The sequence below is a fragment of the Cellulosimicrobium cellulans genome (assembly GCF_006539945.1).
GTDB lineage: Bacteria > Actinomycetota > Actinomycetes > Actinomycetales > Cellulomonadaceae > Cellulosimicrobium > Cellulosimicrobium cellulans.
This window is the reverse complement of record NZ_BJNZ01000018.1, coordinates 24,680-44,011: the sequence shown is the minus strand read 5'-3', so window position 1 is coordinate 44,011 and position 19,332 is coordinate 24,680. Positions and strand designations below refer to the sequence as shown.

The following is a 19,332-nucleotide window of genomic DNA, read 5'->3' as shown; positions in this document are numbered from 1 at the left end:
TCCAGTGTGGCGCGGATCGGCCGTCGTGCGCGGCGAGCGCGGCACGTGCGACGGCGCCCACGGCGCGCGACGATGGGCGCATGCGTGTCCACGGGTCGTCGTCACGCCGCGCGCGGCTCACCGTCGTGGCCGGGATCGTCGCCGTGCTGTTGACCGGGTGCACCCCCGACGACGGTCCGGGACCCGTCCCCGGCCCGTCGGTCACGACGGCCACCGCAGAGCCGAGCGAACCCGCGGAGACGAGCACCCCTGCGCCCGCGCCGGAGCCCGGGCTCGTCGTCGTGCCCGAGGTGCGGGTGGACGTGACCGAGGTCGCGACCGGGCTGCCCGCGCCGTGGGGACTCGCGGCGCTCGCGGACGGGACGCTGCTCGTCTCGCTGCGCGACGAGCGCCGGCTCGTCGTCGTGGACCCGGCGACGGGCGCCGTCGAGCCGGTCACGGGGCCGGGCGCGGACGACCTGCGCGACGGAACGGTCGCGCGGGGCGAGTCGGGCCTGCTCGGGGTCGCGGTCGGGCCCGAGGGCGGCGCGGCGCCGGGGGAGGTGTTCGTCTACCGGACCGCGGACGGCGGCAACGAGGTCCTGCGGGGGACGCTCGCCGGTCGCGAGCTGTCGGCCCTCACCCCGGTCCTCCAGGGCATCCCCGCGGCCTCCACGCACGACGGCGGTCGGCTCGGGTTCGGGCCGGACGGCTACCTGTACGTGACGACGGGGGACGCGCAGCAGCGCGGTGCGGCGCAGGACGCGGGCGCGCTCAACGGCAAGACCCTGCGTCTGACGGTGGACGGCGATCCCGCACCGGGGAACCCGGACCCGGCCTCGCCGGTGTGGAGCCTGGGGCACCGCAACGTCCAGGGTGTCGGGTGGGACGTGACGGGCCGCATGCTCGCGTCGGAGTTCGGGCAGGACACGTTCGACGAGCTCAACGTCGTCGTGCCCGGCGGGAACTACGGCTGGCCGGAGGTCGAGGGAGTGGGCGGCACCCAGGCGGGGTTCGTGGACCCCGTGGCGACGTGGGCGACGTCGGACGCCTCGCCGAGCGGGCTGGCCGTGACCCGCGAGGGCGCGTACCTGGCCGGCCTGCGGGGCCGGACGCTGTGGCGCGTGCCGTTCGCGTCGCCCGACGGCGGGACGTCGGCCGACGCGTTCGGGGCGCCGCAGGCGATGCTCACGGACCGGGGCCGGTTGCGCGCGGTCCTCGTGGACCCGGCGACGCCGCTCGGGGACGACGGGAGCTCCGTGCTGTACGTGCTGACCAACAACACCGACGGGCGCGGGGACCCGCGCGACGGCGACGACCGGCTGCTGCGGGTCGCGGTGACGCCGACGGGGTGACGGGCACGACCCGCGGGCTGACCAGTCGGTTTGGAGCACGATAACGAATCGGTTACGGTCGAGTGTCTCGCGTTGCCGCTCACCGGGGACAGGTGTATTGGCCGGCCGTGGGACGCGGTCTCCGTAGAGCACCCAGGGTGCCGGGGGCCCGCAGGACGGCCGGATCGGCTGGTCGAACCGGGTGACGCCCGCGCCGCGGCGCGGGACGCCCCGGGGCGCGCGTGCGCCGTCGACCCCCGTGCCCGGGACCCCCGACGACTGGACCAGAGTGCACAACCCCTTCCGCTTCCGCGCGCCCCAGAATCGTGACGTCGAGACCGCGACCTCGGACGCCGCCCCCACCGAGACCACCCCGGAGACCTCCGAGACGCCGAGCCGCCGCTCCGCGCGGACGCTGCGCACCACGCGCCGCCGCCGCTGGTCGATCGTCACGGCGGCCACCGCCGTCGCGCTCGTCGGCTCCGGCGCCGTCGCGTACGGCGAGGCCGACAAGACCGTGACGATCGACGTCGACGGCGAGCTGACGACCGTCAGCACGCTCGCCGGCTCGGTCGGTGGCGCGCTCGACGCCGCCGGGATCGAGGTCGGTGCGCGCGACCAGGTCGCGCCGGACCCCGGCTCGGCGCTGGACGACGGCGACGAGGTCGTGGTGCGCCTCGGCAAGCAGGTCACCGTCCAGGCCGACGGCGAGCAGTCCGACGTCTGGCTCACCGCGCTCGACGCGGACGAGGCGCTGAAGACCCTCGCCGAGCGCGGGGGCGACGTGCGTCTCGTCGCGTCGCGGTCGGGAGAGCGCGCGTCGCTCGACCTGCGCCTCGACACCGACGGCCCGGTGAACGTCGTCGCGGACGGCGAGACGACCGTCGCCCCCGACGGCAGCGTCGGCGTCCCCGCGATCCTCGACCAGCAGGGCATCGAGCTCGGCGAGCTCGACCGCGTGAGCGTCCAGCGCGTCGAGGCGCCCGAGCCGGGCGCTCCGACGGTCTCGCTCGTCGTGCAGCGCGTCGTCGTCGAGCAGCAGCAGACGACGACCCCCGTGCCCCACGAGACCGTCGAGAAGGCGGATGCCGCGCGGTACAGCGACGACCCGGCCGTCGTCTCGCAGAAGGGCGCCGACGGCGTCACCACGACGACCTTCGAGGTGACCCTCGTGGACGGCGTCGAGGAGTCGCGCGAGCAGCTGACCCAGGAGGTCACGACCGCCCCGGTCGACCAGGTCGTCGTCAAGGGGACCAAGGAGCGGCCCAAGGACCCCCGCGCGCTCGGGCAGCTCATGGCCGCCGAGCGCGGCTGGACCGGGTCGCAGTGGACGTGCCTCGAGAAGCTGTGGACCAAGGAGTCCAACTGGAACCCGAGGGCGGACAACCCGACGTCGAGCGCCTACGGCATCCCGCAGTCGCTCCCCGGCTCGAAGATGGCGAGCAAGGGCGCCGACTGGGCGACCAACCCCGCGACGCAGATCGCCTGGGGCCTGGACTACATCGCCGGCTCGTACGGCTCGCCGTGCGGCGCGTGGTCGCACTCCCAGGCGACCAACTGGTACTGAGCACGGACCTCCCGAGCCGACCGGCTCCGGACGGGCCCGCGACCTCCGAGGTCGCGGGCCCGTCGTCGTCCGGCCCCCCGAGACGACCCCACGGCGCGCTGCGCGGGCCGACTAAGATCGCCCGCATGACCCACATCCTCTCGGCCGTGGCGTGGCCGTATGCCAACGGGCCGCGCCACATCGGCCACGTCGCAGGTTTCGGTGTCCCGTCGGACGTCTTCAGCCGGCACATGCGCATGGCGGGTCACGACGTCCTCATGGTCTCGGGCACCGACGAGCACGGGACGCCCATCCTCGTGCAGGCGGACAAGGAGGGCGTGACGCCCCAGGAGCTCGCGGACCGGTACAACCGCGTCATCGTCGAGGACCTGCACCAGCTCGGGCTGTCCTACGACCTGTTCACCCGGACCACGACGCGCAACCACTACGCCGTCGTGCAGGAGATGTTCCGCACGGTCCACAAGAACGGGTACATGGTCGAGCAGACGACCATGGGCGCGATCTCGCCCTCGACGGGCCGCACGCTGCCGGACCGCTACATCGAGGGCACGTGCCCCATCTGCGGCTACGACGGCGCGCGCGGCGACCAGTGCGACAACTGCGGCAACCAGCTCGACGCGATCGACCTCATCAACCCGCACAGCCGCATCAACGGCGAGACGCCCAGGTTCGTCGAGTCGAACCACTTCTTCCTCGACCTGCCGGCGTTCGTCGACGCGCTGGGGGACTGGCTGCGCACGCGCACCGAGTGGCGCCCGAACGTCCTGAAGTTCTCGCTCAACCTGCTCGACGACGTGCGCCCGCGCGCCATGACGCGCGACATCGACTGGGGCATCCCCGTCCCGCTGGAGGGTTGGGAGTCCAACCCGAGCAAGCGCCTCTACGTGTGGTTCGACGCGGTGATCGGCTACCTCTCGGCGTCGATCGAGTGGGCGCGGCGCAGCGGCGACCCGGACGCGTGGCGCGCGTTCTGGAACGACCCGGAGGCGCGGTCGTACTACTTCATGGGCAAGGACAACATCACGTTCCACTCCCAGATCTGGCCGGCCGAGCTGCTCGGCTACGACGGCCGGGGGAGCAAGGGCGGGGCGCCGGGGGCCTACGGGAACCTCCAGCTCCCGACGGAGGTCGTGTCGAGCGAGTTCCTCAACGTCGAGGGCCAGAAGTTCTCGTCCTCGCGCGGCGTCGTGATCTACGTGCGCGACATGCTGGCCCGCTACCAGCCGGACGCGTTCCGGTACTACGTCGCGTCGGCGGGCCCGGAGACGCAGGACGTCGACTTCACGTGGGCCGACTTCCAGCGCCGCACGAACGACGAGCTCGTCGCCGGCTGGGGCAACCTCGTGAACCGCACGGCGAACCTCGTGCACAAGAACTTCGGGGCCATCCCGGAGCCGGGTCAGCGCCAGCCGATCGACGAGGGCGTCCTCGCCACGACGACGACCGCGTTCGGGCGCGTGGGGGAGCTCATCGCGACGCACCGCCAGCGCGCTGCCGTCGCGGAGGCGATGAAGACGGTCGGCGAGGTGAACAAGTACGTGTCCGACACCGAGCCGTGGAAGCTCAAGACCGACCCGGACCGCCTCGCCACCGTGCTGCACACCGTGACCCAGGCGGTGAGCGACCTCAACACGATCCTGTCGCCGTTCCTGCCGCACTCGGCGCAGCAGGTGCACGAGGCGTTCGGCGGCACGGGCACGATCGCGCCGCAGCCGCGCATCGACGAGGTGACCGACCTCGACGACGACTCGCGCCACTACCCGATCATCACGGGCGACTACCGCGCCGAGGGCCTGTCGACGTGGGAGCCGAAGGCCGTCGTGCCGGGTACCCCTGTGGGCAAGCCGACTCCGGTGTTCACCAAGCTCGACGACTCGATCGTCGAGGAGGAGCTCGACCGCCTGCGCGAGACCGCCTGACCGTGGCGAAGCAGCGCGAGCGCGGGTGGCCGCCCGACCCGGAGCCGCTGCCCGTCCCCGTGGTGGACAACCACACGCACCTCGACTCGATCGGGCACGTGCTGCCCGACGACGTCCCCGCCCCGCGCGTCACGGACCACCTCGCGCGGGCGGCGGCCGTGGGGGTCGACCGGGTCGTGCAGGTCGGGTGCGACCTGCCCGCCGCCCGCTGGACGGACGCCCTGCTGCGCGGTGACCTCGCGGCATGGGACACGACGTCGGCCGCCGAGCAGGGCGTCGGACGGCTGCTCGGGGCCGTCGCGATCCATCCCAACGAGGCGGTGCTGCACGGCGGGGTCCGCGAGGTGGGGCCGGACGGGCTCGAGCCCGACCCGCGACCGCACCACGACGTCCCGCTCGACGACGCCGTCGCCGAGATCGCCACGATCGCGCGCGGCAACGACCGCGTGCGGGCGATCGGCGAGACGGGGATGGACCTGTTCCGTACAGGCCCGCAGGGGGAGGTCGTACAGCGCGAGGCGTTCCGTTCGCACGTCGCCCTCGCGAAGGAGCTGGGCCTCGCGCTGCAGATCCACGACCGCGACGCGCACGCCGAGGTGCTCGACGTGCTCGCGCGCGACGGCGCTCCGGAGCGGACGGTGTTCCACTGCTACTCGGGCGACGCCGCGATGGCCCGGTTCTGCGCGGAGCAGGGCTGGTTCCTGTCCTTCGCCGGCCCGGTGACGTTCCGCGCGAACGACGAGCTGCGTGCGGCCCTGCGGGAGGTGCCGCTCGGGCAGGTGCTGGTCGAGACGGACGCGCCCTACCTCACGCCGCACCCGTACCGGGGCCGCCCCAACGCCCCGTACGTGCTGCCGACGACCGTGCGTACGGTCGCCGAGGTCGTGGACCTGCCGCTCGCGGACGTGTGCGAGCGCCTCGCCGCGACGTCCGTCGCGGTCTACGGGCCCTGGTGACGCGGGCCGGCGGGGCGCCACACGTCACCGCCCGTTCCGGGCGAACCGGAGGTTTCGTCCTGGGTGACGTTTCGGCTACGGTCGGGTCCGTGCGTCGCGCGCCGTGCGCCGACGACGTGCCCCACCTCGCCTCCGGCGGTCGCCGAGGGCTGCTTCCCCGCAGAAGGGACCGCGCGCGTGCTCGCACCTGACGGAACCGGTCGCCGGCGCCTGCAACGGCTGGCGGCCCAGGGCGTCGTCGTCGCGAGCCTGGTGGTCGTCACGGGTGCGTTCGCCTCGCTCCAGAAGAGCGTCACGCTCGACGTGGACGGCGAGCTGCACGACGTCTCCGCGTACGGGCGCACGGTCGCCGAGGTGCTCGACTACCAGGACGTCGCGGTCGGCGCGGAGGACCTCGTCGAGCCGGGCCTGGCGGACCCCGCGCGCGACGGCAGCACGATCGTCGTCCGGTCGAGCCACGACGTGACGATCGAGATCGACGGCCAGGTCCAGACGATCTCGACGACCGCGCGCACCGTCGGGGAGCTCCTCACGTACCTCGGGCCGCGCGCCGAGGGCGCCGTCACCGAGGTCTCGCGCACCCAGGCGCTCGGCCGCGACCCGATCCGGGTCTCCACGCTCAAGACCGTGCACGTCGCCGTCGACGGCGCGGTCATGCCCATCACGACGGCGGAGCCCACGGTGCGCGGCGTGCTCGCGACGGCCGGCATCGTGCTCGCCGAGGGCGACAGCACGTCCGCGCCGCTCGACGCGGCCGCGGTCGACGGCATGCTCGTCCTCGTGAGCCGGGCCGCCGCGTCCGCGACGACCGTCACCGAGGTGCTGCCCTTCGCCACGGAGGAGGTCGAGGACCCGAACCTGCCGAAGGGGCACCGGGTGGTCGTCCAGTCCGGCCGCGTGGGCGAGGCGACCACGACGTACGCCGTCCAGACGCTCGGCGGCGCCGAGGTCTCGCGCACGGTCCTCACGCGCACGGTCACGACGGAGCCGCGCGACGAGATCATCAAGATCGGGACGATGGACGTCTCCGTCTCGGTGGACCCGGGCTCGGCCCGGGCGATCGGCCGTTCGCTCGCGGCCCAGCGCGGCTGGGGCGACGACCAGTTCGTCTGCCTCGACAAGCTCTGGACCAAGGAGAGCAACTGGCGCGTCGACGCCGACAACCCGAGCTCGAGCGCGTACGGGATCCCGCAGGCGCTGCCCGGCTCCAAGATGTCCAGCGCCGGAGCCGACTGGCGCACCAACCCGGCGACCCAGATCACGTGGGGCCTCGGCTACATCGAGAGCCGGTACGGCACGCCGTGCTCGGCGTGGTCCCACTCCGTGGCCAAGGGCTGGTACTGACGCCGGCGCCGGGAGGTCGGCTACCGCTCGAGCATCTCCAGGTAGTGCGGGTTCTGCATGATCCCCAGCACGTTGCCGAACGGGTCCACGACCGAGGCCGTGACGAAGCCCTCGCCCTGCCCGCGCTCGACGACGCCCTCGTACTCGGTCGCGCCCAGCGCGAGCAGCCGGGCGAACGCCTCGCGCACGTCGTCGACGTGCCAGTTCACGATGACGCCGCCGGGCGTCTCCGGCTGCGGGTGCGGTGACCACGACCGGGCGATGATCCCGAGCTCGTCCTGACGGTCGCCGACGCGGAACTCCACGTACCCGCCCGGCACCACGTAGTAGGGCTCGGTCCCGAGCACCTGGGCGTACCACGCGGACGCGGCCTCCAGGTCGTCGGCCCACAGGTTCGACGTCGCCATCCCTCGCAGCATGCTGCACTCCTCGTCGTCGTCCGGGCGTGCGCCCGGGGTCGTGGTCGTCGCGTCCTCGGCGGGACCCGTCACCACGACAGTAGGACCCCTTGCGGAACGTACGGTTCCGCATGATCGGGCAGGATGAGATGCGTGCTCGACACCTCCGTGCGACTCCTGCGCCTCCTGGCGCTCCTCCCGACGCGTCCCACGTGGTCCGGACCCGAGCTGGCGGGCCGGCTCGGCGTCACGACCCGTACCGTCCGCAACGACGTCGAGCGGCTGCGGCTCCTCGGGTACGAGGTGCGCTCGGCGCCGGGGACCGCGGGCGGCTACCGGCTCGGGTCGGGAGCCGCGCTCCCGCCGCTCCTGCTGGACGACGAGGAGGCGGCCGTCGTCGCGGTGTCGCTGCGGGCCGCCGCCACGGGGTCGATCACGGGGGTCGAGGACGCCGCCCGCCGCGCGCTCGTCAAGCTCGACACCGTGCTGCCCGCCCGGTTGCGCGCCCGGGCGGACGCGCTGCGCGCCGCGGTCGCGAGCGCTCCGGTGGGCGGTCCCGCCGTCGACGCGCGGGTGCTCGCCGACGTCGCGGCGGCCGTCGCCGCCCGGACGGGTCTGCGGCTCGAGTACGAGGCGCACGACGGCACGGCGACGGACCGCGCGGTCGAGCCGTACCGGCTCGTCCACGTCGGTCGGCGGTGGTACCTGCTGGCGTTCGACCTCGACCGGGACGACTGGCGGACGTTCCGGGTCGACCGGCTGCGCCTGCGCACACCGGGTGGCCCGCGCTTCGTGCCGCGCCCCGTGCCGGGTGGTGACGCGGTCGCGTACGTGGTCCGCGGCGTGGGGTCGATCGCGTGGGCGCACCCCGCCCGCGTGCGCCTGCACGCGCCGGCGAGCGTCGTGGCGGACCGGGTCGCGCCGGGTACGGGCGTGCTCGCCGACGACGGCCCCGACGCGTGCGTGCTCGAGACCGGGGGGACGTCGCTCGCCCAGCTCGCGGGATTCCTGCTGGGCCTCGACGTGGACCTCACGGTCCTCGACCCGCCCGGGCTCGCGGAGACGCTGGCACGGGTCGGGGCACGCGCCGCACGGTCGGGGCGTGCGGGCTCAGGCGTGGCGGAGGGGGGGCCTCGCGCGTGACGCCGACGGTGTCGCCGGGTGAGAAGCGCGTGGAGGTGCCTGTGACATAGGCGTAGAAATACGGACAGAACCTCCCAGCGTAGCGGCTTGGGGGTTGGACTTCGATAACGGATCGGTTACGGTCGAACGTCGCTCGCGCGAGAACGGCACGCTGCCACGGTCCCTCCGGACCGCGGGAGACGTGCCCGGACCACGCGGGCGGTGCGCCGTCGTCGGGCCCTGGGGAAGGGGCGCCGGGGTGGCGCCGGCAGCCGGATCGGCCGCTCGAGACCCGCGGACGCACGTGTGCGCCCGCCGCGGAGGACGCACGTCCGCCGCGGTCCGCGGGTGGTGCCCACGCGCCGTCGAGCACCCGTGCCCGGGACCCCCGACGACTGGACCCGAGTGAAGAACCCCTTCCACCGGACCGCTGACGCGGCCGGCGCCCCCGAGAGCGCCGACACCCCCCTGACCCCCTTCGAGACCACCACCGACGGCCCCGCGGAGAGCCCCCAGAGCCCCGCCGCCACGGCCGCCCGCCGTCGCCGCTGGCCCCTCGTGGCCGGCGCCACCGCCGTCGTCCTCCTCGCGACCGGCGCCGTCGCCTACGGCAACGCGCGCAAGACCGTCGAGCTCGACGTGGACGGCAAGATCACCACCGTCACGACCTTCGCCGGGTCGGTCGAGGGCCTGCTCGCCGAGCAGGACGTCGCCGTGGGCGACCGCGACCTCGTCGTCCCCGACGTCGACTCGGCCCTGCGCGGCGGCGGCGACGTCGTCGTGCGCTACGGGCGCGAGGTGCCCGTCCAGGTCGACGGCTCCCAGTCCTCCGTCTGGCTCACCGCGCTCGACGCGGACGAGGCGCTGACGACCCTCGCGACGCGCGGCAGCGACGTGCGCCTCGTGGCGTCGCGCTCCGGCGAGCGTGCGTCCCTCCCGATCCGCCTCGACACGGACGGCCCCGTGAACGTCGTCGCGGACGGCGAGACGAAGGTCGCGCCCGACGGCAGCATCGGCATCGACGCGATCCTCGACCAGCAGGGCGTCCAGCTCGGCGAGCTCGACCGCGTCCACGTGGAGAAGTCCGACCAGATCGCCGCGGCCCAGGCCGACGCCGCTGCCGAGGCGGCACCCGCCGCGGACGCCGACGCCACCGCCGACGCGACCGAGGACGCCGAGGCTGCGGCGGACGCCGCGTCGGTCTCGCTCGTCGTGCAGCGCGTGAAGGTCGAGGAGGTGCCCACCGAGAAGGCCGTCCCGTTCGAGACGGTCACCGAGGAGGACGCCGACCGCTTCAAGGACCTCGACCCGGTCGTGAAGCAGGAGGGCGTCGAGGGCGTCCACACGACCGTGCACCGCGTCACGACGGTCGACGGCGCCGAGGAGTCGCGCGAGCTCGTCTCCGAGGGTGTCACCACGCCCCCGGTGAACAAGATCCTCGTGCAGGGGACCAAGGAGCGCCCCAAGCCGCAGCCGAAGGTCGAGACGCAGCAGCGCTCGTCGTCGTCCTCCTCCTCGTCGTCGGGCGGCTCGTCCGCCCCGGCCGCGAACCTCGGCTCCGCCCCCGGTGGCGTCTGGGGTGCGCTCGCGCAGTGCGAGTCCGGTGGCAACCCCGCGACGAACACGGGCAACGGCTACTACGGCCTCTACCAGTTCTCGCTGCCGACGTGGCGTGCCATGGGTGGCTCCGGTCTCCCGTCGGAGGCCTCGGCCGCCGAGCAGACGCAGCGCGCCCAGGCGCTCCAGGCCCGCTCGGGCTGGGGCCAGTGGCCCGCGTGCGCGGCCAAGCTCGGTCTTCTCTGACCGGGTAGCAGGACGCGCGGCCGCCCGACGGCCGCACCGCGGAGGGCGGGGCGCACGGCGCCCCGCCCTCCGTCGTCCCCCGTGGCGTCCGGACCGGGCTCGCCCCGGTCGGTAGGCTTGGCTGTCATGAGCGACACCCGCGGTGCCCTGCTGGGTCCGGCCGAGATCCGTGACCTCGCGGGCCGCCTCGGCGTCCGCCCCACCAAGACCCTCGGCCAGAACTTCGTGCACGACGGCGGCACCGTCCGCAAGATCGTGCGCGCCGCGGACGTGCGGACGGGGGAGCGCGTGGTCGAGGTCGGCCCGGGGCTCGGCTCGCTCACCCTGGGACTCCTGGAGGCCGGGGCGAGCGTCGTCGCGGTCGAGATCGACCCGGTCCTCGCGAAGCAGCTCCCCACGACGGTCGCCGCGCACGTCCCCGACCTCGGTGACCGGCTCGAGGTCGTCGGCGCGGACGCGCTGGAGGTCACGACCCTGCCCGGCGAGCCGCCGACGGCGCTCGTCGCCAACCTCCCGTACAACGTCGCGGTGCCCGTGCTGCTGACGTTCCTCGAGCGGTTCGACTCGCTCGAGCGCGTGCTCGTCATGGTGCAGGCCGAGGTGGCGGACCGGCTCGCCGCCCCGCCCGGGTCGCGCACGTACGGCGTGCCGTCGGTCAAGGCCGCCTGGTACGCCGACGCCCGCCGCGCCGGGACCATCGGCCGCAGCGTGTTCTGGCCGGTGCCGAACGTCGACTCCGCCCTCGTCGCGCTCGACCGTCGCGAGCCGCCGACCACGACCGCGACGCGCGAGCAGGTGTTCGCCGTCGTCGACGCGGCGTTCGCGCAGCGGCGCAAGATGCTCCGCTCCGCGCTGTCCGGTCTCGCGGGCTCCGCGAGCGTGGCCGCCGAGGTGCTCGAGGCGGCCGACGTCGACCCGCAGGCGCGCGGCGAGGTGCTGGACGTCGCGGCGTTCGCGCGCGTCGCCGAGCAGCTCGTCCTGCGGGGCAGCCTCGACGAGCGCCCCGCCCGCGGTGCGGCACCCGCGGAGCGTCGGACCGGACGACCTGGCACAGTGGACGCGTGACACCCCCGCGACCGCCGCGCATCGCCCTCGCGCCACCCCCGTCCGTCCGCGTGCGCGCACCCGGCAAGGTCAACCTCTCGTTGCGGGTCGGGGCGCTCCAGGACGACGGCTACCACCCGCTCGTGACGATCTTCCAGGCGGTCGGGCTCAGCGAGGACGTCGTCGCCCACCAGGTGCCGCCGGGCTCGGGCGTCTCGCTCAGCGTGACCGGCCTCCAGGCCGACATGGTGCCGACCGACGAGACGAACCTCGCGTGGCGGGCCGCCGTCGCGCTCGCCGAGCACGTGGGCGTCGACCCCGACGTGCGGCTCGAGATCCACAAGGAGGTCCCCGTCGCCGGCGGCATGGCGGGCGGTTCCGCCGACGCCGCGGCCGCGCTCGTCGCGTGCGACGCGCTGTGGGACGCCGGGGTCCCGCGCGCCGACCTGGTCCGCCTCGCCGCGGGGCTCGGGGCCGACGTCGCGTTCGGGCTCGTGGGGCACACCGCCGTCGGGACGGGGCGGGGCGACGTGCTCACGCCCGCGATGACGCGCGGCGAGTTCCACTGGGTCTTCGCCGTCCAGGCGGAGGGGCTCTCCACGCCCGAGGTGTACCGCACGTTCGACGAGACCGTCGGCGGCCCGGCCGAGCTCGACCTCGCCGACGACACCGCGCTCATGCAGGCGCTGCGCGCGGGCGACGCCGTCGGGCTCGGACAGGTGCTGCGCAACGACCTCCAGGGCCCTGCCCTCGCCCTGCGCCCCGAGCTCCGGCGGACGATCGACGTCGCGACCGAGGCCGGCGCGCTCGGCGCGATCGTCTCCGGCTCCGGTCCGACGGTCGCCGCCCTCGCGCGCAGCCGCCAGCACGCGCTCGCGATCGCCGCGTCGTGGACGGCGAACGACGCGTGCGACACCGTCTGGTGCACCACGGCCCCCGCCGCCGGCGCCCGCGTCGTCGCCCACTGACGAGCCCGCCCGCCGAGGTCGAACCGAGGTCGCGAGGTAGAGCCGTGGTCGCGCGAGGTAGAGCCGTGGTTGCGCGAGGTAGAGCCGTGGTTCCTGTGCTCGACGGCGTGTGGTCGCCCTGGGTGGTCGGGGTGGGTGGTGGTGCCGCGTCTACCATCCGCCGCTCGTTCCTCGCGGCTCCCGCCAGGCCCGCCACGACGCGGCACCACCACCCACCCCGCCCTACGGTGTCTCGCCCTGGTCGTCGCTCACCCTGGCGACCGCCCGCGGTGTCGGGTCGTCCCGCGCCGCGCCGCGCCGCCCTGCGGCGTGCGTCGGTGCCGAGCCGCGTCGGGACGGCGCCGAGCGGGCGAGTCAGTCGCCACGGCCTGTCCAGCCGACTCCGTGCCGCTTGATCCGATACAAGGCCGCGCGACCCGGGCGACCCGACCGCGGCAGGCGACCAGCCGTCGTCGGGCCAAAGACCACGGCTCTACCTCGCGCGACCACGGCTCTACCTCGCGCGATCAGGTTGGCACTCCGGCGGGCCGGGGTTCCCTCTCGCGTGACCCGGGGCCGCCTCGACGGCCGCGCGGATCTGCGGGTGCGGTGCGCGGGCCGGGTTATCGGGTGTGCTCGCGGAGCCAGGCGAGCTGGCGGGCGAAGCGGTAGGCCTGGCCGCCCTCGTGCTCGTTGAAGCGGTAGACGTCGATCGCGCGCTCGACGTCCCCGGCACCCGCGCCGGCGGCCCAGCCGTTGTAGGCGGCGTACACCGTCGAGGGCGGGCAGACCGGGTCCATGAGGGCGACGGAGAACAGGGCGGGGGCGGTCGCGCGGCGCGCGAGGCTCGCGCCGTCGAGGTAGGAGAGCGTGCGGAACACGGCGTCCTCGTGCTGCCGGTGGACGGCGAGGTAGCGCGTGATCTCTGCGTACGGCAGGCGGTCGGTGATCTCGACGGCACGGCGGTAGTGGCTGAGGAACGGGACGTCGGGCATCGCTGCGACGAGGCCGTCGGCCAGGCCGGCGACGGCGATGGTCAGGCCGCCGCCCTGGCTCACGCCGGTCACGGCGACACGCGCGGGGTCGATCCCCTCGACCGTCCGCACGGCGTCGACGGCCCGCACGGCGTCGGTGATGACGCGGCGGTAGTAGTGCTCGTGCGGGTCGAGGATGCCGCGGGTCAGGAAGCCGGGGGCGGCCGGGCCGGACCCGACCGGGTCGGGTGTGTCGCCCCCGGTACCCCAGCCGCTGCCCTGACCGCGCGTGTCGACGACGAGGTGCGCGTAGCCCGCACTCGCCCACAGCAGGTGCTCGTGCGGCAGCCCGCGCCCGCCCCCGTACCCGAGGTACTCGACGACGGCGGGGAGCGGTGCGGCGTCGCCGGCGGCAGCGGCGCGCTCGGCCACGGTCGGCCGGACGAGCCAGGCCTTGACCGGCTGGCCGTCGAAGCCGGGGAACGTGACGTCGTCGACCACGACCGTCTCCAGGCCGGCGTCGACCCGCTCCAGACGGACCGTCTCGGCGAGGTCCCCGCCCGCCGCGCGGGACCCGGCGAGGGTGCGCGCCCAGAACGCGTCGAGGTCGGCGGGCTCGTCGAGCGCGGGCGCGTAGGTCTCGAGCTCGGCGAGGGGCAGGTCGAAGAGCGGCACGGTGGCGATCCTCCGGGGTGCGCATAAGTCTGATGTCGGACATCGATGTCGGGTCGGGACGACTCTAGCGCCGCCACACGGACCCCGGGTCGCGCTAATAATGCGCATCATCCCTTTGACCCGCGCGGGTCCGGTGCGGCGAGACTGCCACCAGCCGCCGCCGCGCGCGCGGCGCCCGGTCGGCGACGAGGCCGCCGGTGAGGAACCGATGGAGGTCCCCTGTGAGAACCCGAGCAGCAGCACCACGCCGTAGACGCGGCGTCGCGACGGCGGCGGTCGTCGCCCTGGCCGCGATGGTGGCAGCCGGCGCGGTCGCCCCCGCCGGCGCCGCGCCGTCGCCGACAGCCCTCGCCCCGGCGCCGGTGGGCGCGACGGCGGCCGACGCCCCGTCCGCGTCCGACCTCCCGGTCTTCGAGTACCGCGGCGTGATCACCGACAAGGAGTCGATGACCTACAACCCGACGGACGAGTTCATCTTCCCCAGCGTCTTCCACGCGGGCGCCTACCTCGACGACCCGCTGGGGGAGTGGTACCTCTACTACGCCCCGCACGACTCCCCGGGCGGCATCTCGCTCATGTACGCCGACTCGCTCGAGGGCCCGTGGACCGAGTACGCGCACAACCCGATCGTCGAGAACGAGTGGCTCCCCTTCTACGAGCACGTCTCGCACGTCTCGTCGCCCGACGTCCTGTGGGACGACGCGACCGACGAGGTGCTGCTGTACTTCCACGGCGAGAACTCGACGACGCGGTGGGCGACGTCGTCCGACGGCGTGACGTTCGACGACTCCGGGGTCGCGGTGACGAACGCCGACGGCGGCCAGGGCACCACCGAGACGTCGTACGCGCGCGTCGTCGAGCACCCGGACCCGTCGTCCGGCTACCGGTTCGCCATGACGTACATGCAGAACCGCACGGACAACATCCGGCGCATCAAGGTGGCCGAGTCGGTCGACGGCAAGACCTGGGACGTGCGGCCCGACCCGCTCGTCGTGCCCGACGCCGCGACCGGGACGAACGTGTCCGGCGGCAACCTGTGGGAGTGGGAGGGCCAGCTCTACGTGGTCTACCACGGCTCCACGGGCATCACCTTCGCCCGCACGCTCGACCCGACCATGACCCAGGTCGGCCCCCGGTGGGAGCTGCACAAGGCCTCGGGCGTCGGCGACGACGTCGGCCGTGTGGCCGCGCCCGAGATCGTCACGGACGGCGACGAGACGTACCTCTTCTACGAGTCCGGTGACCGCCTCGGCGCGACGATCGCGTGGGCGCAGCGCGACCCCGACGCCGTGCGGCCGCCCGAGCCCGGTCAGGACCCCGACCCGCTGCGCGAGCAGTGCAGCGGCGCGGCGTCCGACGAGTTCGACGGCGCGATGCTCGACCCGGCGCGGTGGTCCGTCGTCCGGGCGGGGAGCGCCCGGCACGAGCTCGCCGACGGTGTTCTGCGCGTCCCCACGTACCCGACCGGCGTGGCCGGTGCGTCGCTGCCGCTCCAGGTCGTCCCGGACGGGCCGTGGGAGGTCACGACGGCCGTCTCCGTCTCCCCGGCCGAGCGCTTCCAGCAGGGCGGCCTGCTCCTGTACCGCGACGACGCGAACTACGCGAAGCTCGACCTCGTGCACGGCTCGCTCGGCCCGCGCCTCGAGTTCATCTGGCGCCAGAACGGCACCGACCGCAACACGGGCTTCGACTCGGTCGTCCCGCCGTCGGACCTCGGGAGCACGTTCTGGCTGCGCCTCGCGAGCGACGGCAGCGCCGTGCAGGCGTCGGTGTCGGTCGACGGCGTCGAGTTCGCGCCGTGGGGCCGCACCGTGGACGTCGCTGCGCTCGGTGCGACGGGCGTCGGGCCGTTCGCGATGCGCGGGTCGGCGACGCCGCCCGAGATCGTCGCGTCGTTCGACTGGTTCCGCTGGACGCCGACCGCCGAGGAGGTGGCCGCGTGCGGTGACGACGAGCCTGCCGTCGAGGTGCAGACCGCGACCCGCTGCCTCGCGGGCCGCGCGTACGTCGCGGTGACCGCGCGCAACGAGGGGGACGCCGCGGCGACGGTCCGCCTCGTGACGCCGTTCGGTGAGCGCACCGTGGCCGACGTCGCGCCCGGGCGCAGCGCCTACCAGTCCTTCGCGACGCGCTCGACGTCGGTCGCGGCCGGCGAGGCGACGGTCGACGTCGTCGGTCCCGACGGTGCCCAGCACGGCTCGACCTCGGCGACCTACGACGCGCTGACCTGCGGATAGCGCGGCACGCACGGGCCGCGCAGCGGGCCCAGGGACGCACCTCGGAGTGTGCCCCTGGGCCCGTCGTGCATCCCCGGCAGGTCTGACGCGTCCGGCCGATTATGCGGATCACCCGGGGCGGGCCGAGCGGCGGATCCGCGCTGCTCCCGACGTAATAATGCGTATTACGGCGTTGACCCACGGGCCGTGCGCTGGCGAGACTCCTCGCACGTCATCGACGACGTGATCGAGGAGGATCCATGCCGAGGCACCGCATCACCCAGGCCGACGTCGCCGCCATGGCGGGCGTCAGCCAGGCGACGGTCTCGTTCGTGCTGAACGACTCCACGCCCGCGGGGGTGCGGATCAGCGAGGAGACCCGTCAGCGCGTGCTCGACGCGATCCGGATCACGGGCTACTCGGCGAACCCCGTGGCGCAGCGCCTCGCGGGCGGGCACAACCAGATCCTCGGCGTCTTCACCTATGAGGCGACGTTCCCCCGCGCCGGCCGGGACTTCTACGGCCCGTTCCTGGTCGGGATCGAGCACGCGGCCGAGAAGCTGGGCATCGACATCCTGCTGTTCACGAGCGCGCGCGTCGTCGACGGCCGGCGCCGGCTCACCCGGGACGGCTGGCAGCGCCTCGGGATCGCCGACGGCTGCTTGCTGCTCGGCCAGCACGAGGACCGGGGCGAGCTCCAGCACCTGCTCGACACGAACTACCCGTTCGTCTTCATCGGCAAGCGCGGCAGCGACGGCGGGCGCCTGCCCTACGTCGGCGCCGACTACGTCGCGGCGACGGCTCGCCAGGTCGAGCGCCTCGTCGAGCTCGGTCACGAGCGCATCGGCTACGTCGGGCCGCGCGGCACCGACCAGCCGACGCTCGACCGCGTCGACGCCTACCGCGCCACGATGAAGGCGCACGGGCTCACCGTGCGCTTCGTCGAGCTCGACGACGTCCCCGCCACGGCCGCGGAGATCGTCGACCAGCGCCTCACGGCCGTCGTCGTCGCCCCCGAGAACTACCCCGAGGAGCTCGTCGACGAGCTCGAGGGGCGCGGCGTCCGCGTGCCCGACGACGTCTCCTTCCTCCTCCTGGGCCAGCCCCACCACGGGCGCCCGGGCGGGCGCCGGTGGTCCGGGTTCTCGATCCCGCGCGAGGAGATGGGGGCGCGCGCCCTCGTCCTGCTCTCGCGCCTCGTCGCCGAGTCCGGCTCGGGCCGCTCCGACCGCAAGGCCGCGCGCGCCGCCCGGGTCCCCGAGGACGAGCTGCACCAGCTCCTCGAGTGCGTTGACGTCGACGGCGAGACCGTCGCCGCGCCACCGCCGGCGCCGCCCCCGGCAGCCAGACCGTCCCTGCAGACCTCAGAGCACCAGAGCACCAGAGAAACGGAACCAGCGTGACCCATCCAGACCTCCAGGCAGACGTCCTCGTCGTCGGTGCCGGGCTCGGCGGCGTGGCCGCCGCGCTCGCCGCTGCCGAGCGGGGCGCCCGCGTCGTCCTCACCGAGGAGCACCCGTGGATCGGCGGGCAGCTCACGTCCCAGGCGGTGCCGCCCGACGAGAGCGCGTGGGTCGAGCGGTTCGGCGTGACCGCGCGCTACCGCGCGCTGCGCGACGGCATCCGCGACGTCTACCGCCGCTCCTACCCGCTCACCGACGCCGCGCGCACGTGGGACGCCCTCAACCCCGGCGCGGGCTGGGTCTCCAAGCTGTGCCACGAGCCGCGTGTCGCGGTCGGGGTGCTCGAGGAGATGCTCGCCCCGTGGCGGTCCGCGGGCCGTATCCGTCTGCTCGAGCGCGTGCGCCCGACGGCGGCGACCACCGACGGCGACCGCGTCACCTCCGTGACGCTCACCCCGGTCTCTGCCGACGCCACGGGCGCGGCCGTGACGGTCCACGCCGCGTTCGTCGTGGACGCGACCGAGACGGGCGAGCTCCTGCCCCTGACGGGCACCGAGTACGTCACCGGGTTCGAGTCGAACCGCGAGACGGGGGAGCCGAGCGCTCCCGACGAGGCGCAGCCCGACAACGTGCAGGCGCTGAGCGTGTGCTTCGCCGTCGAGCACGTGGACGGCGACCACACCATCGACCGACCCGAGCGCTACGACTTCTGGAGCACCTACACCCCCGGCCCGTGGAACGGGCGGCGGATGCTGTCGTGGGAGGCGCCCAACCCGCGCACGCTCGCGATGGACGTGCGGTCGTTCACGCCGAACCCGGGCGACGACGCGCGCGCCGTGGACGCCGACCAGTCGAAGAACCCGGGCGACGGCAACCTGTGGACGTTCCGGCGCATCGCGGCACGCGACCTGTTCGCGCCCGGCCACTACGCGAGCGACCTGTGCCTCGTGAACTGGCCGAGCATCGACTACTTCCTCGCGCCCGTGCTCGACGTCCCGCGCGACGTCGAGGAGGCGCGGATCGCCGACGCCCGGCAGCTCAGCCTCTCGATGCTCTACTGGATGCAGACCGAGGCGCCCCGCGCCGACGGCGGGACCGGCTTCCCGGGCCTGCGCCTGCGACCCGACGTCATGGGCTCGGCCGACGGCCTCGCCCAGGCGGCCTACCACCGCGAGTCGCGCCGCCTGCGCGCCGTGACGACGGTGACGGAGAACGACGTCTCGTACGCCGTGCGCGGCGACCGCGGTGCGACGCGCTACGACGACTCGGTCGGCGTCGGCATGTACCGGATCGACCTGCACCCCTCGACGGGCGGCGACACGTACATCGACGTCGCGTCGACGCCGTTCGAGATACCGCTCGGCGCACTGCTGCCGCAGCGCGTGACCAACCTGCTCGCGGCCAACAAGAACATCGGCACGACGCACGTCACCAACGGCTGCTACCGCCTGCACCCGGTGGAGTGGAACATCGGCGAGGCCGCCGGCCACCTCGCGGCGCACTGCCTCGCGACCGGGCGCACGCCTCACGCCGTCCAGTCGAAGGCCGACCTGCTCGCCGACTACCAGGACGAGCTCGTCCGGGCCGGCGTCGAGCTGCGCTGGCCCGCCGAGGCGCACCCCTACTGACGCGGGCCCCCCGCCCGCAACGA

At 74.3% G+C, this 19,332-nt stretch carries 14 protein-coding genes; 12 read left to right on the top strand and 2 right to left on the bottom strand.

Annotated features, from left to right (window positions below; all coding sequences use genetic code 11):
• The first annotated feature begins 80 nt into the window (after nucleotides 1-80).
• The 5 genes from CCE02nite_RS13615 to CCE02nite_RS13595 all read left to right on the top strand — a co-directional run bounded on the left by CCE02nite_RS13615 (nucleotide 81) and on the right by CCE02nite_RS13595 (nucleotide 7,099).
• Nucleotides 81-1,334: a PQQ-dependent sugar dehydrogenase gene (locus tag CCE02nite_RS13615; protein ID WP_141390163.1), complete on the top strand. Its 1,254-nt coding sequence runs from the start codon at nucleotides 81-83 to the stop codon at nucleotides 1,332-1,334.
• A gap of 238 nt (nucleotides 1,335-1,572) precedes the next feature.
• A complete protein-coding gene (locus tag CCE02nite_RS13610) occupies nucleotides 1,573-2,880 on the top strand; it encodes a resuscitation-promoting factor (protein WP_255318863.1) in 1,308 nt (435 codons plus the stop codon).
• A 125-nt stretch (nucleotides 2,881-3,005) separates the two neighbouring features.
• Nucleotides 3,006-4,799, top strand: coding sequence for a methionine--tRNA ligase (metG, locus tag CCE02nite_RS13605; RefSeq protein WP_141390161.1), 1,794 nt, complete (start codon nucleotides 3,006-3,008; stop codon nucleotides 4,797-4,799).
• A gap of 2 nt (nucleotides 4,800-4,801) precedes the next feature.
• The gene (locus CCE02nite_RS13600; protein ID WP_141390160.1) at nucleotides 4,802-5,755 is read left to right on the top strand and encodes a TatD family hydrolase; all 954 of its coding nucleotides are present in this window, start codon (nucleotides 4,802-4,804) and stop codon (nucleotides 5,753-5,755) included.
• A 177-nt stretch (nucleotides 5,756-5,932) separates the two neighbouring features.
• On the top strand, nucleotides 5,933-7,099 hold the full coding sequence (locus CCE02nite_RS13595; RefSeq protein ID WP_141390159.1) for a resuscitation-promoting factor: 1,167 nt from the start codon (nucleotides 5,933-5,935) through the stop codon (nucleotides 7,097-7,099).
• Nucleotides 7,100-7,119: 20 nt separating this feature from the next.
• On the opposite strand, the gene CCE02nite_RS13590 is transcribed toward CCE02nite_RS13595, so the two are convergent.
• The gene (locus CCE02nite_RS13590) at nucleotides 7,120-7,590 is read right to left on the bottom strand and encodes a VOC family protein (RefSeq protein WP_308463697.1); all 471 of its coding nucleotides are present in this window, start codon (nucleotides 7,588-7,590) and stop codon (nucleotides 7,120-7,122) included.
• Between the two features lie 60 nt (nucleotides 7,591-7,650).
• Here CCE02nite_RS13590 and CCE02nite_RS13585 point away from each other — a divergent pair, with 60 nt between their 5' ends.
• The 4 genes from CCE02nite_RS13585 (at nucleotide 7,651) to CCE02nite_RS13570 (ending at nucleotide 12,434) form a co-directional block, all read left to right on the top strand.
• Nucleotides 7,651-8,640: a helix-turn-helix transcriptional regulator gene (locus CCE02nite_RS13585; RefSeq protein ID WP_141390158.1), complete on the top strand. Its 990-nt coding sequence runs from the start codon at nucleotides 7,651-7,653 to the stop codon at nucleotides 8,638-8,640.
• Between the two features lie 354 nt (nucleotides 8,641-8,994).
• Entirely contained in the window at nucleotides 8,995-10,422 is a 1,428-nt protein-coding gene (locus tag CCE02nite_RS21195; protein WP_304363335.1) for a resuscitation-promoting factor, read from the top strand.
• 126 nt (nucleotides 10,423-10,548) lie between these two features.
• Entirely contained in the window at nucleotides 10,549-11,487 is a 939-nt protein-coding gene (gene rsmA / locus CCE02nite_RS13575; RefSeq protein ID WP_141390157.1) for a 16S rRNA (adenine(1518)-N(6)/adenine(1519)-N(6))-dimethyltransferase RsmA, read from the top strand.
• Complete coding sequence (locus CCE02nite_RS13570) at nucleotides 11,484-12,434, top strand: 4-(cytidine 5'-diphospho)-2-C-methyl-D-erythritol kinase (RefSeq protein WP_141390156.1); 951 nt, start codon at nucleotides 11,484-11,486, stop codon at nucleotides 12,432-12,434. The genes rsmA and CCE02nite_RS13570 overlap by 4 nt, the downstream gene beginning before the upstream one ends.
• 602 nt (nucleotides 12,435-13,036) lie before the next feature.
• Here CCE02nite_RS13570 and CCE02nite_RS13565 read toward each other — a convergent pair.
• Nucleotides 13,037-14,062 carry an acetylxylan esterase gene (locus CCE02nite_RS13565; RefSeq protein WP_141390155.1) on the bottom strand — a complete coding sequence of 342 codons (1,026 nt, stop codon included), beginning with the start codon at nucleotides 14,060-14,062 and terminating at the stop codon, nucleotides 13,037-13,039.
• 221 nt (nucleotides 14,063-14,283) lie between these two features.
• On the opposite strand from CCE02nite_RS13565, the gene CCE02nite_RS13560 reads away from it, so the two are divergent.
• From CCE02nite_RS13560 to CCE02nite_RS13550, 3 genes are all read left to right on the top strand, one after another.
• A complete protein-coding gene (locus CCE02nite_RS13560; protein WP_141390154.1) occupies nucleotides 14,284-16,299 on the top strand; it encodes a beta-xylosidase family glycoside hydrolase in 2,016 nt (671 codons plus the stop codon).
• A 239-nt stretch (nucleotides 16,300-16,538) separates the two neighbouring features.
• A complete protein-coding gene (locus tag CCE02nite_RS13555; protein WP_047234390.1) occupies nucleotides 16,539-17,681 on the top strand; it encodes a LacI family DNA-binding transcriptional regulator in 1,143 nt (380 codons plus the stop codon).
• Nucleotides 17,678-19,309, top strand: coding sequence for an FAD-dependent oxidoreductase (locus tag CCE02nite_RS13550; RefSeq protein WP_141390153.1), 1,632 nt, complete (start codon nucleotides 17,678-17,680; stop codon nucleotides 19,307-19,309). Before CCE02nite_RS13555 ends, CCE02nite_RS13550 begins: the two co-directional genes overlap by 4 nt.
• Nucleotides 19,310-19,332 lie beyond the last annotated feature (23 nt).

Bases quoted from the DNA above. Each gene is read 5' to 3' on its own strand.
- rsmA (WP_141390157.1), top strand. From the start codon at position 10,549: ATGAGCGACACCCGCGGTGCCCTGCTGGGTCCGGCCGAGATCCGTGAC.
- metG (WP_141390161.1), top strand. From the start codon at position 3,006: ATGACCCACATCCTCTCGGCCGTGGCGTGGCCGTATGCCAACGGGCCG.
- CCE02nite_RS13555 (WP_047234390.1), top strand. From the start codon at position 16,539: ATGCCGAGGCACCGCATCACCCAGGCCGACGTCGCCGCCATGGCGGGC.
- CCE02nite_RS13615 (WP_141390163.1), top strand. From the start codon at position 81: ATGCGTGTCCACGGGTCGTCGTCACGCCGCGCGCGGCTCACCGTCGTG.